16 protein-coding genes are annotated in these 17,822 nt (G+C 40.5%); 6 read left to right on the top strand and 10 right to left on the bottom strand.

The features are described from left to right. Positions 1–52 precede the first annotated feature (52 nt). The 5 genes from RMY32_RS18725 to RMY32_RS18705 form a co-directional block, all read right to left on the bottom strand. The gene (locus tag RMY32_RS18725) at positions 53–1,948 is read right to left on the bottom strand and encodes a CheR family methyltransferase (protein ID WP_322711020.1); all 1,896 of its coding nucleotides are present in this window, start codon (positions 1,946–1,948) and stop codon (positions 53–55) included. Between the two features lie 233 nt (positions 1,949–2,181). Continuing rightward, positions 2,182–2,808, bottom strand: a complete 627-nt coding sequence (locus tag RMY32_RS18720; protein WP_322711019.1) for a chemotaxis protein CheB — start codon at positions 2,806–2,808, stop codon at positions 2,182–2,184. Between the two features lie 148 nt (positions 2,809–2,956). Next, on the bottom strand, positions 2,957–3,826 hold the full coding sequence (locus tag RMY32_RS18715; RefSeq protein ID WP_322711018.1) for a polyphosphate kinase 2 family protein: 870 nt from the start codon (positions 3,824–3,826) through the stop codon (positions 2,957–2,959). 360 nt (positions 3,827–4,186) lie between these two features. Beyond that, the gene (locus RMY32_RS18710; RefSeq protein WP_322711017.1) at positions 4,187–4,663 is read right to left on the bottom strand and encodes a hypothetical protein; all 477 of its coding nucleotides are present in this window, start codon (positions 4,661–4,663) and stop codon (positions 4,187–4,189) included. A 170-nt stretch (positions 4,664–4,833) separates the two neighbouring features. Further along, positions 4,834–6,096 (bottom strand): proton extrusion protein PcxA, encoded by a 1,263-nt coding sequence (locus RMY32_RS18705; protein WP_322711016.1) that lies wholly within the window; start codon positions 6,094–6,096, stop codon positions 4,834–4,836. A gap of 408 nt (positions 6,097–6,504) precedes the next feature. On the opposite strand from RMY32_RS18705, the gene RMY32_RS18700 reads away from it, so the two are divergent. Next, positions 6,505–7,674 carry a tetratricopeptide repeat protein gene (locus RMY32_RS18700; protein WP_409883397.1) on the top strand — a complete coding sequence of 390 codons (1,170 nt, stop codon included), beginning with the start codon at positions 6,505–6,507 and terminating at the stop codon, positions 7,672–7,674. 476 nt (positions 7,675–8,150) lie between these two features. Then, positions 8,151–8,408 carry a hypothetical protein gene (locus tag RMY32_RS18695; RefSeq protein ID WP_322696553.1) on the top strand — a complete coding sequence of 86 codons (258 nt, stop codon included), beginning with the start codon at positions 8,151–8,153 and terminating at the stop codon, positions 8,406–8,408. A gap of 213 nt (positions 8,409–8,621) precedes the next feature. Here the strand turns inward: RMY32_RS18695 and RMY32_RS18690 are convergent, their stop codons facing one another. Further along, positions 8,622–9,788 (bottom strand): pyridoxal phosphate-dependent aminotransferase, encoded by a 1,167-nt coding sequence (locus RMY32_RS18690; protein ID WP_322711014.1) that lies wholly within the window; start codon positions 9,786–9,788, stop codon positions 8,622–8,624. A 290-nt stretch (positions 9,789–10,078) separates the two neighbouring features. Between RMY32_RS18690 and RMY32_RS18685 the strand changes: the two genes are divergently transcribed. Next, a complete protein-coding gene (locus tag RMY32_RS18685; RefSeq protein WP_322711013.1) occupies positions 10,079–10,747 on the top strand; it encodes a ribonuclease T2 family protein in 669 nt (222 codons plus the stop codon). A 237-nt stretch (positions 10,748–10,984) separates the two neighbouring features. Here the strand turns inward: RMY32_RS18685 and RMY32_RS18680 are convergent, their stop codons facing one another. Then, a complete protein-coding gene (locus RMY32_RS18680) occupies positions 10,985–12,067 on the bottom strand; it encodes a class I fructose-bisphosphate aldolase (protein WP_322711012.1) in 1,083 nt (360 codons plus the stop codon). 365 nt (positions 12,068–12,432) lie between these two features. On the opposite strand from RMY32_RS18680, the gene RMY32_RS18675 reads away from it, so the two are divergent. Next, a complete protein-coding gene (locus tag RMY32_RS18675) occupies positions 12,433–12,747 on the top strand; it encodes a hypothetical protein (protein WP_322696549.1) in 315 nt (104 codons plus the stop codon). 491 nt (positions 12,748–13,238) lie between these two features. On the opposite strand, the gene RMY32_RS18670 is transcribed toward RMY32_RS18675, so the two are convergent. Beyond that, positions 13,239–14,012, bottom strand: a complete 774-nt coding sequence (locus RMY32_RS18670) for a glucosamine-6-phosphate deaminase (RefSeq protein WP_322711011.1) — start codon at positions 14,010–14,012, stop codon at positions 13,239–13,241. A gap of 236 nt (positions 14,013–14,248) precedes the next feature. On the opposite strand from RMY32_RS18670, the gene RMY32_RS18665 reads away from it, so the two are divergent. After that, positions 14,249–14,932: an HAD-IA family hydrolase gene (locus tag RMY32_RS18665; protein WP_322711010.1), complete on the top strand. Its 684-nt coding sequence runs from the start codon at positions 14,249–14,251 to the stop codon at positions 14,930–14,932. Positions 14,933–14,968: 36 nt separating this feature from the next. Here RMY32_RS18665 and RMY32_RS18660 read toward each other — a convergent pair whose 3' ends face one another. Next, positions 14,969–15,919, bottom strand: coding sequence for an AraC family transcriptional regulator (locus RMY32_RS18660; protein ID WP_322711009.1), 951 nt, complete (start codon positions 15,917–15,919; stop codon positions 14,969–14,971). Positions 15,920–16,126: 207 nt separating this feature from the next. Between RMY32_RS18660 and RMY32_RS18655 the strand changes: the two genes are divergently transcribed. Further along, positions 16,127–16,858 carry an SDR family oxidoreductase gene (locus RMY32_RS18655; RefSeq protein WP_322711008.1) on the top strand — a complete coding sequence of 244 codons (732 nt, stop codon included), beginning with the start codon at positions 16,127–16,129 and terminating at the stop codon, positions 16,856–16,858. A 252-nt stretch (positions 16,859–17,110) separates the two neighbouring features. Here the strand turns inward: RMY32_RS18655 and RMY32_RS18650 are convergent. Beyond that, positions 17,111–17,822, bottom strand: a 712-nt coding sequence (locus RMY32_RS18650) for a hypothetical protein (protein ID WP_322711007.1), incomplete at its 5' end; no start/stop codon positions are given.

Here is a 17,822-nt window from a genome sequence, read left to right as displayed (position 1 = left end):
GCCTCCCCTGCCTCCCCTGCCCCCTGCCCCCTGCCCCCTGCTCCCTACTCCCTCATTCCTGCTGCTGCCGTTTCTCGATTTCTTGAGTAGAAATCATACTGCTGACTCTCTCTACATCTACCATCATCAAAACTGCTCCTTGCATTTCAATACCAAGCAGCGGAGTAATTGCTACGTAACATTTTATTTGTCTACCCCGACGATTGGTAGCATCAAGGATCATTTCTTGAAACTGCTTTTTGCCGGATAGAGATTCACGAATAGGCGATCGCAACTGCTCGACGGGTAGCCCAATATCTAAGTTGAAGATAGATTTGCCGATCACTTCATCAGTTCGTAAACCCCATAAATCTTCTACCATATAATTCCAAATAGAGATATTAAAGTTGCCGTCAATTACCACTACTCCCGTTTGCAGACTTCTGAGAATAGAAATTAGACTAATATTTGTGCGATTAAGTTCTGTGGTGCGCTGATTCAATTCGCTATTAATTGTCTGTAATTCTTCATTAGTCGATTGGAGTTCTTCATTCATTGTCTCCAATTCTTCATTGGTAGATTGTAATTCTTCGTTGGTAGTTTCTAACTCTTCATTGGTAGATTGGAGTTCTTCGTTGGTAGTTTCTAACTCTTCATTGGTAGATTGCAATTCTTCGTTGGTAGTTTCTAATTCTTGTTGAGAACGTTTCAAGGCATCTTGGAGTTTAATATAACGGGTGACATCATGAAAGGAAATACTGACTCCTAAAAAGCTGTTATCTGTTTCTTGTAAAGGCGTAATTTGTACATCTAAATATTGAATTTCTGTGTTAGATATATAGCGCTCTACATTTGTTAGGCTCACAGGGCGGCGTTCGGTATAAGCCCGTTCAATTAGCGATCGCAATTCAACAGGCCGATAAGAAAGTTCTAGATCCTGGAAGGGACGAGCTAAATCTTTGGGGAAAAGGGAGAACAAAATCCGCGCTTGCTCGTTCACCATTACCAGAATGCCATTGGTATCAATGACTATTTGGGCGATTGGAGTTGTGTCAAAACCCATATCTCGCAATCGGAGATTTCGAGCCAAACGGTTGGTAGATTCGTCATCTGTGGGATTTGCCATAACTAAAAGGCGATCGCGTAAATTTACCGTCGATAGTTTAGTGAATATTCGGTTTTTCAAGTCCAGCGGCATAAACAAATTAGAATGCATCAATAGCATCTCTGCTTTTCCTAAAAACAGATAGCCATTCTCATTTAGTGCAAAATTAAACCGGGCTAGAATTCGCCCTTGAGTCTCAGAATTAAAATACATTAATGTATTGCGGCTGACTAATAAATCTAAGCGCGAAATTGGTGCATCCTGAAGCAAATCGTGGCGACCAAAAATCACTGAGCGGCGCAAGTCTTGGCGGAAAACATAGCGGTTCCCGACAAGTTCAAAGTATTTCTGCCGCAGTTCATCTGGTATAGATTGGACATCTTTTACTGAATAAACGGCTTGCCTAGCCTGGTTGAGAGCATCTTCATCTACATCTGTGGCGTAGATTTTCACTCGTTGGCGAAATTCCTCTGCTCCCAATATTTGGGCCATCAACATTGCCAGGGTATAAGCTTCTTCTCCAGAAGCACAGCCAGCGCTCCAGATACGGATTTGATCGGATGCATTTTTATTGTTAATCAGATTAGGCAGTATTTGCTCTGCTATTTCTTCCCAAGCTGATGAATCTCGAAAAAAAGCGGTGACGTTAATTAAAATCGTATTGAAAAGATGATTAAATTCTTCTGGATAAACTTCTAGATAGTCTTGATACTCTTCAAAATTTTCTATGTTTAATGACTGCATCCGCTTGAGTACTCGACGTATCAAAGTCGAGCGCTTATAGCCTGTAAAATCAAATCCCCGGCTTTGTCTGAGATAAACCAGTAAATTTTCAAATTTAGGATCTTTTTCTGCGGAAGTCATAGTTTAAGGGGGCAGGGGGCAGGAACAAAGGAGTGGAGTTATAGATTATGCTTCCACGAGTATCAAAGCCTCATTAATGGAGCTAAAAGACTCATTAATGAAGTTCAAAGCCTCATTAATGGAGTTCTGAGCCTCATTAATGGAGTTCAAAGCCTCATTAAACTATGTTGACACTAAGTTGGTTGCACTTTAATACATATCTCCTCTACTCCCCTGTCCCTATGCCTCTGAGTTTAGTTAAATTTTGCCATGATTAAACTTACCAGGGTGGTAGAAATTTCATCAAGGGGGAGAATAAAATCTACATTGCCAGTGTTAATTGCGGCGGAGGGCATCCCCGCAAATTCGGCGGTTTTTACGTCTTGGACAATGACAGTACCGCCCATTTTTTTAATCGCTTCTACTCCCATTGCGCCATCGCTACCGGTTCCACTTAGCACGAGGGCGATCGCTCTGTCTTTGTAAGTGGCTGCAACTGATTCAAATAATAAGTCAGCCGAAGGACGTAAAAAATGTACTAATTCCGACTGTGATAAAGAAAGTGTACCGTCACCATTAACTAACAAGTGACGATCGGGTGGAGCAACGTAAGCCGTTCCTGGGGTAAGGGAATCTCCTTCTTGTGCCTGTTTGACAGTAATATCTGTGCGCCGACTGAGAATTTCTGCCATAAACGACGGATGTTCTGGAGCCAAGTGTTGCACAATGGCGATCGCGGCGGGAAATTCTGCTTTTAGAGTCGATAGCACTTGAATTATAGCAGTCAGTCCACCTGCGGAGGCTGCGATCGCCACTATATCAAAGGCAGCATTGGTAAAGTGAGGTGGATGATTTTTGGCATTTTCTGCCATTTCAATCATGATTTTGCGCCTATGACTATCTGCGTAACTTTTTAGTTACAAATAGCATTACATTAATTAAGTTACAATTTTTTATTATTTACATATATTATACAGGATATTTGAACTACTTCAGCATTTTTTTACCTTTAGCGATCGAATTCACAGGTTAATCTTCCTGCTCTAGAATACGTTTCGCCTCCAAAAGTTGCTGCTTATGTTCCTCACTAACTGTTGGGTATTGCAGATTTAGTTCTTCTAATTTTGTGCAGATAATATTGGCAACGGTCAGGCGTGTAAACCATTTGCGATCGGCAGGGATAATATACCACGGTGCCCATTTAGTACTAGTATTATTAAAAACTTCTTCATAAGCATTCATATAATCATCCCAAAAAGCTCGTTCTCGGACATCATTATCTGAAAACTTCCAATTTTTATCAGGAGAGTCAATCCGTGCTATAAAGCGTTTTTTCTGCTCTGACTTAGAGACATTTAGAAAAAACTTCAAAATAATTACGCCATTATCAACCAAATATTTTTCAAAGTTATTTATTTCTTCAAAACGCTGTTTCCATATCTTATTTCCATTAGGAATGTGAGGAAGTTGTTGTTTTTGAAGCATTTCTGGATGGACGCGAACCACTAGCGCTTCTTCATAGTATGAACGGTTAAATATGCCAATTCTTCCTCTTTCTGGCAGAGCTTTCATTGAGCGCCACAAGTAATCATGGTCTAATTCTTCCGCACTGGGACCCTTAAAACTAAACACCTGAAATCCCTGTGGATTAACACCAGAAGTTACGTGTTTAATAGTGCTGTCTTTACCAGCAGCATCCATTGCTTGAAAAATAATCAACAGAGCATAAGTGTTTTGAGCATAAAGAATATTTTGGTAATTAGCTAGTCGTTCAATATCTACCTTTAATTTGGTTGCAGCATCAGCTTTTTGATGAAAATCAGTTTTATAAGCTGGGTCATAGTTTTTTCTCAGAGAAATCTTTGAACCTGGCGGAACAATGAAAGCATCATGATTCATTTATAAAATCTCCTAACAACTATTTAATACACAAGCACATTTTGAAGCGTTAATCCCTGAAAGTTATGATTTATTAATAGTAATACCAATTTGAAAAGACCATTTGTAGAGACGCGATTCATCGCGTCTTTACCCAAAGATGTGTTGCAATCATTAATTGAATTGGTATAAGAATTCAGTACCCAAGATTCATGAGTCAAAATTGATCGGGAATTTAGAATAATTGATATATTTATTCACCAAAGTTTATCCTGATTTTTTAACCATTATGTGTTATCCAGAAACCTTGTAGAGAGTTAGCACTACTACCTCTCTACATTCTTTTTCACTCATCTCTCTATGACAAAACTTAGTTATGAATTACTTCCGTCGCTTTGGCATAGGACGCATTGCTTCACGTCCCAAGATAAACATCCCCGTGATACCTAAACAGACAAACCAAATATATTGATACCAATATTGCCGAATTTGTACAACTGTACTGGTTTTTGGATGCAATGTATTTAAGTATAGCAGCAGCATCAATATCATCAGTGCCCCAAAACCAACAAGGCTCAAGCCAATAAAAATCCGTGCAGAACGCAGTTCAAAATCACTAATAGTATTTAGGTCAATTTCTGCCAGTTCCTTAAAGGAGTCATCCGCCAAAGATGAGGCTGCTTGGACTCTATTACTCAGTTTTGATGGCAAAATCGGCGACAGTTTCGCTACAGTTGAGCAACGAAGTAAAGCCTCAGTATCTCGCAGCAATTCCAGTGGTTTACGGGTAGTAGTTGGTTGAGCAAACTCTATGTTGTCTGTAGGAGTTGAGGCATTAGCTTTGCTTTCAAAATCCATAGTATACTTCGGAAAAACCAGGATATACATAGCCTAGCGAATCAAAAGACAAATGCGTGAAAATAATTCGTAATTTGTAATTAATTGATTTCTGAGAAAAATACCAATCATTATACATTACTGATAAATTCTGACTCCTGACTCGTGGGTGCTGAATTCTTACTGAAAAACTATTCGTCCATTTCTTTTAATGTCGCTAATGCCGATGGAGATAAACGACTGAGATAGCGGAATATCCAATATTTAAAGATAGTATTTAAAATTACAGGAAATGTAGCAATAAAGAAAAAGATTACATTTCTAGTGGGTGGTAAACCTAAATGTTCTGCCAATCCTGCAAGCAGGACTTCCCACCCGTCTGGTGAGTGAAATCCAACAAATATATCTGTAAACAGAATAATAAAAAAAGCTTTAGCACTATCGCTCAGACCAGAGACAATGGTATCCATAAAAGACTTAAGGATCGCAATTTCTCTTTTGCTCATGGCGATAACTATACCAAAAGAAAATAGTGATATTAAATCAGCAAAAACATTACTAATACTACTATTACTTTTTCTGCTAAATTCTTCCGAGATTTCAATTGCTTTACTTTTAATTTTTTCTTGTGTTAACTCTGAAGAAAGTGCTGGTGCTTGATTAATAAAATATTCAAATCTCAATTCTTGTTGAAAATTATGGAATTCATGGAGAGCTTCTTTCTCCATATCAGAATTGATGAATATTGTAGCTGCATTATCTCCTCTAACCCTTTCTAATATTGGACTTACAATATATTCTTTAGATAAATATTGAGTTAGAAACGGTACAAGAATGAGAACTATCAAAAATCGCAGAGCAATTATTGTTCTACCTTTAGAAAGGCGATAATTTCTGACAAATTCTTCTTCTGTCTGCGGTGCGAAATCTGCTTGAATTTTATTAATTCTTCTGCGAATAGAACTTTTAGGTAATCTAGTTTTTTGAATTGGAGGGTTAATTTGAGGATCGTTTATATTAGATGAATTTAGCTGTTTTTTTATTTCGCTATCGTTAATGTTTAAAGTTTGATAATTTGACACTAAAGAAGTATTATTAATTGCTTCATCTTTAATAGCATATTTCTCTACTACTTCATCAATAATCTTCAATTTTTCTAATAAAACAGAATTAGAAATATTGACAATTCCCCGACTAAGCTGGAATTCAGCAAGCCTGATCTTAATAATAGTTAGATTCTTATTAAGATATACTTGCCAATAAGACATGACATTTTCAGTATAGTTTACTGATTGTAAAGATATTTTTTTGCTATCAAAATGTTCGTTCTCAACGTTTTTAATTCTCTGAGCTGCTTGGTAAGCTTCTAAAAGTGCCCTTTCTGGCGTATCTGAAAACCAACGCTTAAGCGATCGCAAATATTTTTGGAATGTTCTGGTAAGTGAGTTTTTCATTACATATATGACTTTTAGATAATGTGTATTATAGTTATATAATCATAAAAAATGGGTAATACAGCTAAATAGTTAGTCCAATCCAGATTCAGGTAATACTCCCTGATGCGATGTCTAGGAAGGGCTACGTCTACGCTAGCAATTTTATATTACCTGCAAACTCAGATGGTCGGCATAGATTGGCAGTTTATCCATTACACTGTCATTATTGACACTAAATGTCAGTATTTCTGCTCTATACAAAAGCCTTGATTGTAACATTTCACAATCGAAGCAGATTTTTCATTATTCCAGAGTCTATCACTGTTAAAGGGAATAGCAAGTAAAGATGTTGCTTTCTCATTTCCCTTATCCCTCTATTCACTACTCCCCACTCCCAAGTTTTAAATTATGAGTTTGAGTCTATGCATGATTGTGAAAAACGAAGCAGCAACACTGCCTAAATGCCTGAGCAGTGTGAGAAAAGTAGTGGATGAAATGATAGTCTTGGATACAGGCTCAATCGATCGCACTCCCAATATTGCCCAACAACTCGGTGCAAAAGTTCATCATTTTAAATGGTGTAATGACTTCAGTGCTGCCCGCAATGCAGCTCTCAAATATGTCACTGGTGATTGGATTTTGGTATTAGATGCTGATGAAACTCTAACTCCAGCAATTGTACCGCAGTTACGAGAGGCGATCGCAACAGATGAATACCTGCTCATCAACCTCGTCCGCCAAGAAGTTGGTGCAGAACAATCTCCTTATTCTCTGGTTTCCAGGCTATTCCGCAATCATCCAGATATTCGTTTTGACCGTCCTTACCATGCCTTGGTAGATGATAGTGTGTCAGAAATTTTAACCAAAGAACCTCACTGGCAAATAGGTTATTTACCTGGGGTTGCCCTTGTACACACAGGATATCAAAAAAGTGCGATCGCTCAAAATAACAAATATGCCAAAGCCGCTACAGCGATGGAAGGGTTTCTCGCAACTCATCCCAACGATCCCTATGTTTGCAGTAAATTAGGAGCGTTGTATGTGCAAACTGGGAAAATTTCTCAAGGTATGGATTTGCTAAGACATGGAATCACCGTTGCTGAAGACAACTACGATATTTTATATGAACTCCACTATCATTTAGGCATTGCCTACAGTCGCTTGCAAAAATACCCACAAGCGATTTCTCACTATCAAGCTGCCATCAAATTGCCAATTTATCCCATGCTTAAACTAGGAGCATACAACAACTTGGGTAACTTACTCAAAGCAGCAGGAGATTTCAACGGTGCGAAAACTGCTTATATCACAGCTTTGAAAATCGATCCCACTTTTGTTTTTGGACATTATAATTTGGCGATGACATTTAAGGCTTTGGGTTTATTTGCAGATGCGATCGTATATTATCAACATGCAATTACCTTAAATCCCAACTATGCCGAAGCATATCAAAATTTGGGGGTAGTGTTGCTGAAAGTTGGCAATCATCAAGATAGTTTAGCAGCTTTTAAAAAAGCGATCGCCCTTCACGAAAGGTATAATCCCGAAGAAGCGAAGAGACTACGCCAGGGATTGCAAGAGATGCAGTTAATATAGGGCATTGGGCATGGGGCATGGGGCATGGGGCATTGGGCACTGGGCATGGGGCATGGGGCATGGGGCATTGGGCATTGGGTATGGAGGAGAATAACAAATGACAAATGACAAATGACAAATGACAAAGGTTGTTTGTGTGAATATCCAGAACTTCAAAAACTTGAAGCTGGAAACATAAAACATCAGACTGAAGTATAGTTCAATACAGTTAAGTTAACTGTATTGACTTATAGTCTCAAAACTTACCTCCCCTAGTTCTCCCCGATTGTTACCTAATCTAAAAATACCAACCCAAAAGTTAAAATCAAAACTTTTGGCAGTATCAAACTTTTCATTATTTTATCAATGAAGAAATAAAGTTATTTCGTATATTTTATTCGTATTCGGGATGTTGGCAGCATAATTGCCTTCACGGGCATAATTCTTTAAAGAATATGACAACGTAGATGCAATAAGTATCTGAGGAAGTAATACCTATGCTTGAAACCCATCTTATCCACACCGAAGCTGATTATCGTGCTGCACTTGATGAAATTGAAAGATTGTTTGATGCAGAACTAAATACACCAGAGTTTGACCGCTTGGAAGTTTTAACTGCGCTTGTGAAAGCATACGAGCAAAGGCATTACCCAACCGAAACACGAGATCCTATTGAAGCAATCTTATATTATCTTGAATCCCGCGAGTTGTTTTTAGCTGACATAGAGCCAATGAAACAAGCAATGTTTTACTAAAAACCTCTTGAACTTGAGCTTCAGAACTTGGAACTTGAGCTTCAAAACTCGGAACTTGAGCTTCAGAACTCGGAACTTGAACTTCGGAACACGAAACTTGAGGTTTAAAAATGAACTCCACCAGTTCTGAGTCGAAAAGGTGGAGTTAAAAAGTTGAAGAGTAGAGAAATACTCCTCACAAATGACAAATGACAACTGACAAATGACAACCAACTAAATACGCGACTTGACAAATTTCTCTAATCTATCCATTCCCTTTTCAATCGTCGCCATATCTGTGGCGTAAGAAAGGCGAATGTTGTCATCAGCGCCAAAAGCAATTCCGGGAATGACAGCAACTTGATGTTCTTCCAACAAAGCGTCACAAAATTCTAGGGATTTTAGACCGGTTTTGCTGATATCAGGGAACAGATAAAAAGCGCCATCTGGTTTTGCAGTACTCAATCCGGGAATGGCGTTGAGTCTGTCTAGCATTACCTGTCGCCGCTTGGCGAAGGCTTGACGCATTTCTTCGACACAATCTTGAGAACTTTGTAGGGCTGCGATCGCACCATATTGGGCAAAGGTACACACGTTAGATGTACTATGTCCTTGGATGGAACTGGCTGCTTTAATGATTTCCACAGGCCCCGCTAAATAACCAAGTCTCCACCCAGTCATAGAATAAGCTTTCGCAAACCCATTACTAATCAAAGTCCGGTCAAAAATTTCCTGACCCAAAGAACCGATGCTGATGTGTTCTGCACCGTCGTAGAGAATCTTTTCGTAAATCTCATCAGAGACAACAAAGATATCTGCATCAACTACTACCTGCGCCAGTGCTTTGATTTCATCTGGCGTGTACACCATCCCAGTGGGATTAGATGGGGAGTTGAGGATAAATAACTTCGTCTTCGGCGTAATTGCTTTACGGAGTTGTTCGGGAGTAATTTTATAACCCGTCGTGGCATCTGTAGGGACAATTACTGAAACTCCACCTACCAAAGTCACCATTTCAGGATAACTTAGCCAGTAGGGTGCAGGGATAATTACCTCATCACCTGGATCGATCAATGCCACGATTAAGTTGTACAGAGAATGCTTACCGCCATTGGTGACAATCACATTCTCCGACTTGTAATCAAGACCGTTGTCGGTTTTAAGCTTATGGGCGATCGCTTCCCTTAACTTTGGTTCTCCGGCTGCTGCACCATATTTGGTTTTGCCTTCTTCCAAAGCTTTGACTGCTGCGGCTTTAATATGCGCCGGGGTATCAAAATCTGGTTCTCCAGCGCTAAAACTACAAACATCTATTCCTTCCGCCTTCAGTGCCTTAGCCTTGGCTGCGATCGCTAAGGTTAATGAAGGTGTTACCTGACTTACTCTTGCTGCCAGCTTCATTCTTACTATTTTTGGCAAATCTTTCACTTATCTAAGGATATCCCAGAATCCCTACCAAGATTTGCTTTTTCTGAATTCGTTGAGAATCGGGGATCTGAGGGATAGGGGAGCAGCACTTCGGCTACGCTCAGTGACCGAGGAGCAGGGGGCAGGGGGCAGGGGAGCATAATCAATAACTAATGACAAATGACCAATGACAAATGACAAATGACTCCGCAAAGCAGTTTGATTATTGACTCTTAAAGATGTATCGTATATAACTTTATTTTTAGTGAAAACTAATTGTTTATATGCAGATTAAGAAACTTTTAATTGCATCTTCTCTGCTAATTACTGGTCTTTTTATACCTAATGCTGCTATTGCTCAAAATCGCGGTACTCCAGGTAAATTTGATTTTTATGTATTGACACTCTCTTGGTCGCCAGATTATTGTGCGGCAAATGGTAGCCGTGACAAGCAGCAGTGCGGTTCTGGAAGGAAACTTGGTTTTGTACTACATGGTTTGTGGCCGCAGTATCAAACTGGTTATCCTGCTAATTGTTCTACGCAAAAATTACCGTCGGAAGTAAAGCGGCAATTTCCCAATTTATATCCTAGTAATAAACTTTACGATCATGAATGGGAAAAACATGGTACTTGTTCGGGTAAAACTCCTGTGGAATACTTGGGATTGAGTAAAAAATTAAAAGATGCGATCGCTATTCCCGCAGCTTATAATCGCCCTAATAAACCCGTGCGTACCACAATTACAAATTTTAAAAATTCATTTGTGAGTGCGAATAATCAAATTACCGCTGATAGTATAGCACCTTTTTGTTCTGGTTCAGGAAGATTTTTGCAAGAAGTCTTCTTTTGTTATTCCAAAAACGGCGAACCTGGTATTTGTAGCGCCGAAATTTTGAAGCGATCGCAAAAAAGTTGTGGCCAGCCAGATTTCTTATTGAGAAATGTTAGATAAAAATGGGGAATAGGGAATAGGGAATGGGGCATTGGGCATGGGGAAGAGGCAGAGGGGCAGAGGGAAAAGACTTACTGCAACTTCTTTCTTGCTCCCTCGGTTACTGAGCGTAGTCGAAGTATGTTCTCCTGCTCCAACTCATTACTCATTACTCATCGGCTCCCCTGCTCCAACTCATTACTCATTACTCATTACTCATCGGCTCCCCTGCTCTCCCTGCTCCCCACTCCCCGTTCCCTAAGCGATCGTCACATCTGGCGACAAATAAACATCTTGAATAGTGTGAAATAACTTCACACCTTCCTCAAAGGGACGTTGGAAGGTTTTTCGCCCAGAAATTAATCCTGAACCACCAGCGCGTTTGTTGATTACGGCGGTGCGTATTGCTTCGGCGAAGTCATTTTTACCAGTCGCGCCACCAGAATTAATCAACCCGACACGCCCAGAGTAGCAATTTAGTACTTGGTAACGAGTTAAATCAATTGGGTGATCGGTTGTCAACTCTGTGTAAACCCGCTCATCGGTTTTGCCGTAACTTTTACCACTGGCTTTGGCAACTGCACCGTAACCATTGTTATTTTCAGGTAACTTTTGTTTAATGATGTCGGCTTCAATGGTTACACCCAAATGATTCGCTTGTCCCGTGAGGTCAGCCGCAAGATGGTAATCTTTATCTTGTTTAAAGGCGTTATTCCGCAGATAGCACCAGAGAATAGTCGCCAGGCCTAATTCATGGGCGCGTTTAAAAGCTTTGCTGATTTCCTGAATTTGTCTGGTAGAATTCTCGGAACCAAAGTAAATTGTCGCACCTACGGCCGCCGCCCCTAAATTCCAAGCTTGTTCTACATCCGCAAACAATACCTGGTCAAATTGATTGGGGAAAGTCAGCAATTCGTTGTGGTTGATTTTGGCAATAAAGGGGATTTTGTGGGCATATTTCCGTGATACAATGCCTAATGTTCCCAAAGTAGTAGCAACAGCATTGCAATCTGCGGCGATCGCTAACTTGACAATATTTTCTGGGTCAAAGTAAATCGGATTGGGCGCAAAAGACGCACCAGCTGAGTGTTCAATCCCTTGGTCTACTGGTAAAATCGATAGATAACCTGTATTTGCCAGACGACCAGTAGAATAAAGTAGATGGAGATTACGCAATACTTGAGGATTGCGATCGCTGTTGAGCCAGATGCGATCTACAAAGTCTGGGCCCGGTAAATGTATTAAATCACGAGAAACTTTTGCTTTGTAAGTAAGCAGGTCTTCAGCCTCTTTACCTAGCAATGACTCAATAGAATTAGGCTCTTTGAGCGTTGTAGTCATAGTATTATCCTCAAAAACTGAGCAAATGACCTTGTTTTTAAGATAGCATTTCTAATATTGCTAACTTGGTTGTACGGTCATTAGTTATGTGTATTCTTTTTGAATATATAGCAATCTTCTTTTATAAATGAAAACCAAAAGGCTGAGATTTCCCACTTGTTTCAATAAGCCGAGAATCTTGTGATGAATGAATAAGTAAGGCTATACTACCGGAAGTATTAAATCAACTTTCGGAATTGATATTTTCAACTTCAGTTACCAACATCAAACAGTACAATTATACTATCTTGCGATTGTAACTGAAAATTGAAAACCCATCTTTCCCGGATTTGGGTAATAATTTTGAACAAAATAAATACAATTGTATGAATAAGTTTCAAATCGATATCGACTTTAGCAATATAGATTTAGCTTCCCTTGAGACAGAAGAAGATTTTCAAAGAGAAGCAAAAATGTTACTCCCAAAGGCACTGATCAAACTAGGTGAAAGTGTGGGTGAAAAAACTTGGGAAGAATTACAGCAAAAGCTGCAAGGAACTGGAGGTAAACTCAAATCTTCTCCCAGCGAGAAACGTAGGTTTATTCAAGAAACTGGAAGAACTTATCAACGAAATGCTAGTAACAGAGAAAAACAAGAACTAGAAGAATATATAGTAGAGCAATTACGGCAGCACAAGTAATACAGCAATTTTCATTTGCATGAAGTACAAAGTTACGGGTTTTGAGGCAGGAGGCAGAAGGCAGGAGGCAGGAGGAAGAGGTAAACACTGTTTATATCTGATAAATCAGTCCTGAATTTTGTACCTCACTTACTTGCAATCTGCTGTATTTGTCAGAAGTTAATTTATCAGACATGATTCAAATAAGCCAGCGACGAATAAACTCCACTTGGAAGCGATAGCCGTCGTCAACTTCCTCAATTAACTCCCGTTGCAACAGCAAGTTGAAAGTAATATCAGCATCGGGTAACTGTTGCAATAGAGTTTAGCGGCTGACTATAGCCCCTTTCCCTTGAGCGGCGATAAAACGTAGAATAGCTTGTCCAGTAGCATCTACTTGGTTGTTTTGAATGTCAACAAAGAAAAATCCGCCACTTTGCAAAGCTTCTGAATGCGCTCGTGCACTAGTGCAATAATTAGCTTGGAAGATTGATGTGTTAATAAGTTTAAATTTATTCTAGTTTACTAGCAGAATTAACATCTAAAAACAACGTCGCTTGTGGTTGTTGACGAAGAATAGAAGCTGGACAGTCTGTACCGATATAGCTTTGCAGCATATCTTTTACCACATTCGCTTTACGTTTTTCTGGAGCAAGACAGATAATTTTTTTAGCCGAACAAATTGTTGGGATGGTGATAGTAAAAGCATACTGTGGAACATTTTCTAAATTCGGAAAGTGACCTGTACTTACTTGTTGCTGACGGTTCACAGTATCCAATTTTACCATTTTCACGCTGTAAGGATCTTGAAAATTTGCTACAGCCGGATCGTTAAAAGCTAAATGTCCATTTTCGCCAACACCAAGACAGCATAAGTCAATCGGTTGTGCTTGCAATAATTTAGTGTAGCGATCGCACTCTGCTACTGGTTGTAATGTATCACCTTCTATATAGTGAAATTTCTTAGGATTAACCCGTTTTTCTACACGTTCTCGCATATAACGCCGAAAACTAGCAGAATGATCGGCAGTAATTCCCAAATATTCATCTAGATGAAACAGAATAATCCGCGACCAATCTACACCACCCAATGCAATCAAAGCATCAAGAAATTTGAGTTGGGAGTTACCTGTAGCTAACAATACAGCAGCTGTCTCCTGAAGATTAAGAACTTGCTGTAAATACTTTTGCACGATTTCGGCAACATCCTCAGCCATTTCGACTTCAGAGTTGTAAATCTGCACTAATAAATCGTCAACGCGAAAAAAGTTTGTGGCGGCTACCATTTGCTTACGAAGAAGGTTATCAATTATACAGCAGTTTGCCCAGAGGTTTTACCTGTCTACCCTTATATGCCCTATCCAGTATAGATTTTAGGATTTAGCAAAGTAATTTGTGACTCTTGAAATTTTCTTCTCCAATCCCCAATCCCCGTATTAACAAAGGAACAATCACTAAAGGCAAAAAACAATGTAAACTATTTAAATTAAGTTAACAATTATTTACATTTTACCCAAAAATCATGCTGGCTGCAATTCTCTTTGACCTAGACGGCACTATTGTCAATACCGATCCCATACACTACCGAGCTTGGCGGGAAATGCTGTTAAATTACAACATAGAAATAGATGAAACATTTTATAAATCCCGAATTAGTGGAAGGCTAAATCCAGAAATTGTTAAAGACATTCTGCCACAATTATCAGCAGCAGAAGGGCAACAATTTGCAGACGAAAAAGAAGCGTTCTTCCGCAAACTTGCCCCACATCTCAAACCGCTAAATGGATTTTCTGAACTACTAGCATGGACAGAAACACATCAATTAAAACGAGCATTAGTAACTAATGCTCCTAGATTAAATGCAGAATTTATGCTAGAGGTTTTGGGGATAAAAGAAGCTTTCCATACAGTTGTTTTAGCGGATGATTGTATTGCAGGTAAACCCGATCCTGTGCCCTACCAAGTTGCCCTGAATAAATTGGGGATTACAGCAGAAGAAGCGATCGCTTTAGAAGACTCTCCCTCTGGTATTCGTTCGGCAGTGGGCGCAGATATCCGCACCATTGGCATCGCCTCCACCCACGATCCGCAAATTTTGCAGTCAGTCGGTGCATTTATGGCAATTTCAGACTTTACTGATTTGCAGTTGTGGACATTGCTAAACTCACTCATAGAGCCAGATTTAAGTGCGATCGCTTCTAATTGAGGACATGGGGCAAAGGAGGCAGGAGGCAGAAATTCTTTAATTTTGAATTTTGAATTTTGAATTTTGAATTGATTTCTCCCCATCCCCAAAAACTCCACTTTTTAACCGAGCCATATCACGCAATGGTGGTGCGCCGAACAAGCGACTGTATTCACGGCTGAACTGTGAGGGGCTTTCATAACCCACATAATGACTAGCTGTTGCCGCATCCATACCTTGCCCCAGCATCAGACGACGGGCTTGTTGAAGCCGAAGTTGTTTTTGATATTGCAAAGGACTCATGGTGGTGACAGACTTAAAGTGATGATGAAGCGACGAAGGACTCATGCGCGCTTCACGAGCGATCGTATCGATCCGAAATGGTTTTTCGTAGTTCCATTTCAGCCAGTTGATCGCTCTGCTAATTGCTTGGAATTGTTTATCGACTAAAGCAATCTGTCGCAATCTAGCACTGTGTTCGCCTGATAATAAACGGTAAAGAATTTCTCGAACAATCAAAGGTGCGAGGATGGCAATATCTTGAGGCGTTTCCAACAATCGTACAAGTCGGATTGCAGCATCAAGCAGTTGCGGGCTAACAGGATTAATAGACAAGCCCGGTTCCAGTGGTTCGTTTGCTGGAGCGTCTAGTTTTGCCTCCATCATCAGTGTGCTGAGTTCTCCCATATCTAAATCGAGCCGAAGACACAGATACGGAAAGCTTGGCGTTGCTTCAATCACTTGACCGACAACAGGCAGATCGATGGACACCACCAAATATTGGTCTTGACCATAAACATACAGATTGTCTGCCAACATTACCTGTTTCTTGCCCTGAGCGACGATGCACAGGGCAGGCTCATGCAGGGTATGGAGAGGCGCAGTAGGTTGTAAGGAACGGATCAGGAATAACCGCTCGATCGCTGTGGGATGGACACCATCTCCATTACTGTTTTGTGCAATCAGAGCAGTTAGCTCGGACTGCTGCTTTCTAACAGTCTGTTCCATAATTTCGTTTGAAATCCTTTATGAAACTAACATTCAGGGAGCCACAATCTATTTGACCGCTGATGTCAGCTTATCTTTTTACGATCGACAATCAAGGAAAATGCAGGATTAGGCAAGAAATTCGTAGATTCAGATTACCGCATCAAGCTTTGACTCTCTTAAATTAAAAGTGTGCTAGAAAATACAACAACTTGGAGATAGGGTTTTATGACTACCAACCAACAGAAAGTAGTACTGATTACGGGCGCAAGCAGCGGTATCGGTGAGGCGACAGCACGTCTACTCGCTCGTAAGGGCATCCACGTCATCCTGGGCGCACGACGCACGGAGCGGCTAGAAACCCTCGTGGCTACAATCCGCTCTGAGGGAGGCTCGGCGGAGTATCAGACCCTTGATGTTACCGATCGCGCGGACTTCCAAGCCTTTGTAGAATTTGCTCAGAGCAAATTTGGCCGCATTGATGTCATCGTCAACAATGCAGGCGTTATGCCGCTCTCGAAGCTAGAAGCGCTGAAAGTTGATGAATGGGACTGGATGATTGACGTGAACATCCGTGGCGTACTCAATGGCATTGCTGCTGGGCTACCACTGATGAAACGCCAAGGATTTGGCCAGTTCGTCAACCTGTCCTCCATCGGCGGACACGCTGTCTGGCCAACCTGCGCCGTTTACTCAGCCACTAAGTTCGCGGTGTTGGCAATTTCGGAGGGGCTGCGTCAGGAAAATACTGACATTCGCGTTACAGTTATTTCGCCAGGCGTAACGGAGTCGGAACTTGCCGATAGCATTACTGACGCCGAAGCTGTCAAAGGTATGCAGGAATTCCGCAAGATTGCGCTTCCGGCTGAAGCGATCGCCAGAGCGATCGCCTTTGCAATCGAACAACCGGATGACGTTGATGTGAATGAGATTATCGTGCGTCCTACAGGCAGCGTATAATTACGCAAAGATGCGAAGAATTTTCAACCTAAGCTAGCAGTAAAACAACTGAGAACCGCTATATGACCACCCAAAATAAAATTCAACCTCGCTAACTTGGTTCTAATGGTCTAACTATTTTTCCCCTAGCTCTCGGATGTATGGGTATGTCCGATATGTACGGCGCAGCAGACAAAAACGAAACCATTGCAACTATCCAAAGCTCTCGATCGCGAGATGACATTACTGGATACTGGCGATTTATATGGTAAGTCATCGGCGCACGCAAGCGCACCCAACTTTCCGAATCGTTGGCGGCTCTGGATGTGAATCTATCCCCGGAAGACTTAACCCGCATTGAAGCAGCAATTCCCGCATCTGCGATCGCAGGCACTCGTTGTTATGATGAATGGTAGAAGCACCATTCTGAAATTTTTCCAGAAACCCAGTTACTCTATTAAATTTAGGTTGGGGGTTCATCCATCCATAGGCACTTTCAAGAATGACACCACCTTTTTTTAAAGCGTTACCAATCCTTCCTGTATAAGCTGCTATCAGTTCAGACGCTTGCAGGATAGTTTGAGATAGATTTAAGAAACTATTTATGACATTATTTGTTGCCTGATATATTCTGTTAGCTTTCGCCCAAGCTTCTTTTAGCTCAGTATAATTTTCCGCTCCAATTGCACCTTTTATTAAGTTTTCAATAGAACCACTAATAACAGAACCAATGTCAAAAGCGCTGCCATCTTCTTTTTTTAAACCTATTAGCTGTAAAACATTATTTAGCGCTCCAACTAAAGTCTGTCCTATATCATTAGACAGCATCAATGCATTATGAATAGTTGCAGCAAAAATCAATATATTTAGGACTCTATCAAGATGCATCCAATCAGCAAACCTTGAAAGTTTACCCCCAATACCACCGGGAAGCTGGTTGCCCAATCTACTTAAAATTGTTTGCTGACCGATTAGTAATGCTCCA

Source organism: Nostoc sp. ChiSLP03a, assembly GCF_034531215.2.
GTDB lineage: Bacteria > Cyanobacteriota > Cyanobacteriia > Cyanobacteriales > Nostocaceae > Nostoc.
The sequence above is the reverse complement of the archived record's forward strand: the minus strand, read 5'-3'. Positions and strand labels throughout refer to the sequence as shown.

What these genes read in the sequence shown, in the direction of transcription:
- RMY32_RS18725 (WP_322711020.1), bottom strand. Translation starts at nt 1,948, where the DNA reads ATGACTTCCGCAGAAAAAGATCCTAAATTTGAAAATTTACTGGTTTAT.
- RMY32_RS18720 (WP_322711019.1), bottom strand. Translation starts at nt 2,808, where the DNA reads ATGATTGAAATGGCAGAAAATGCCAAAAATCATCCACCTCACTTTACC.
- RMY32_RS18715 (WP_322711018.1), bottom strand. Translation starts at nt 3,826, where the DNA reads ATGAATCATGATGCTTTCATTGTTCCGCCAGGTTCAAAGATTTCTCTG.
- RMY32_RS18710 (WP_322711017.1), bottom strand. Translation starts at nt 4,663, where the DNA reads ATGGATTTTGAAAGCAAAGCTAATGCCTCAACTCCTACAGACAACATA.
- RMY32_RS18705 (WP_322711016.1), bottom strand. Translation starts at nt 6,096, where the DNA reads ATGAAAAACTCACTTACCAGAACATTCCAAAAATATTTGCGATCGCTT.
- RMY32_RS18700 (WP_409883397.1), top strand. Translation starts at nt 6,505, where the DNA reads ATGATTGTGAAAAACGAAGCAGCAACACTGCCTAAATGCCTGAGCAGT.
- RMY32_RS18695 (WP_322696553.1), top strand. Translation starts at nt 8,151, where the DNA reads ATGCTTGAAACCCATCTTATCCACACCGAAGCTGATTATCGTGCTGCA.
- RMY32_RS18690 (WP_322711014.1), bottom strand. Translation starts at nt 9,788, where the DNA reads ATGAAGCTGGCAGCAAGAGTAAGTCAGGTAACACCTTCATTAACCTTA.
- RMY32_RS18685 (WP_322711013.1), top strand. Translation starts at nt 10,079, where the DNA reads ATGCAGATTAAGAAACTTTTAATTGCATCTTCTCTGCTAATTACTGGT.
- RMY32_RS18680 (WP_322711012.1), bottom strand. Translation starts at nt 12,067, where the DNA reads ATGACTACAACGCTCAAAGAGCCTAATTCTATTGAGTCATTGCTAGGT.
- RMY32_RS18675 (WP_322696549.1), top strand. Translation starts at nt 12,433, where the DNA reads ATGAATAAGTTTCAAATCGATATCGACTTTAGCAATATAGATTTAGCT.
- RMY32_RS18670 (WP_322711011.1), bottom strand. Translation starts at nt 14,012, where the DNA reads ATGGTAGCCGCCACAAACTTTTTTCGCGTTGACGATTTATTAGTGCAG.
- RMY32_RS18665 (WP_322711010.1), top strand. Translation starts at nt 14,249, where the DNA reads ATGCTGGCTGCAATTCTCTTTGACCTAGACGGCACTATTGTCAATACC.
- RMY32_RS18660 (WP_322711009.1), bottom strand. Translation starts at nt 15,919, where the DNA reads ATGGAACAGACTGTTAGAAAGCAGCAGTCCGAGCTAACTGCTCTGATT.
- RMY32_RS18655 (WP_322711008.1), top strand. Translation starts at nt 16,127, where the DNA reads ATGACTACCAACCAACAGAAAGTAGTACTGATTACGGGCGCAAGCAGC.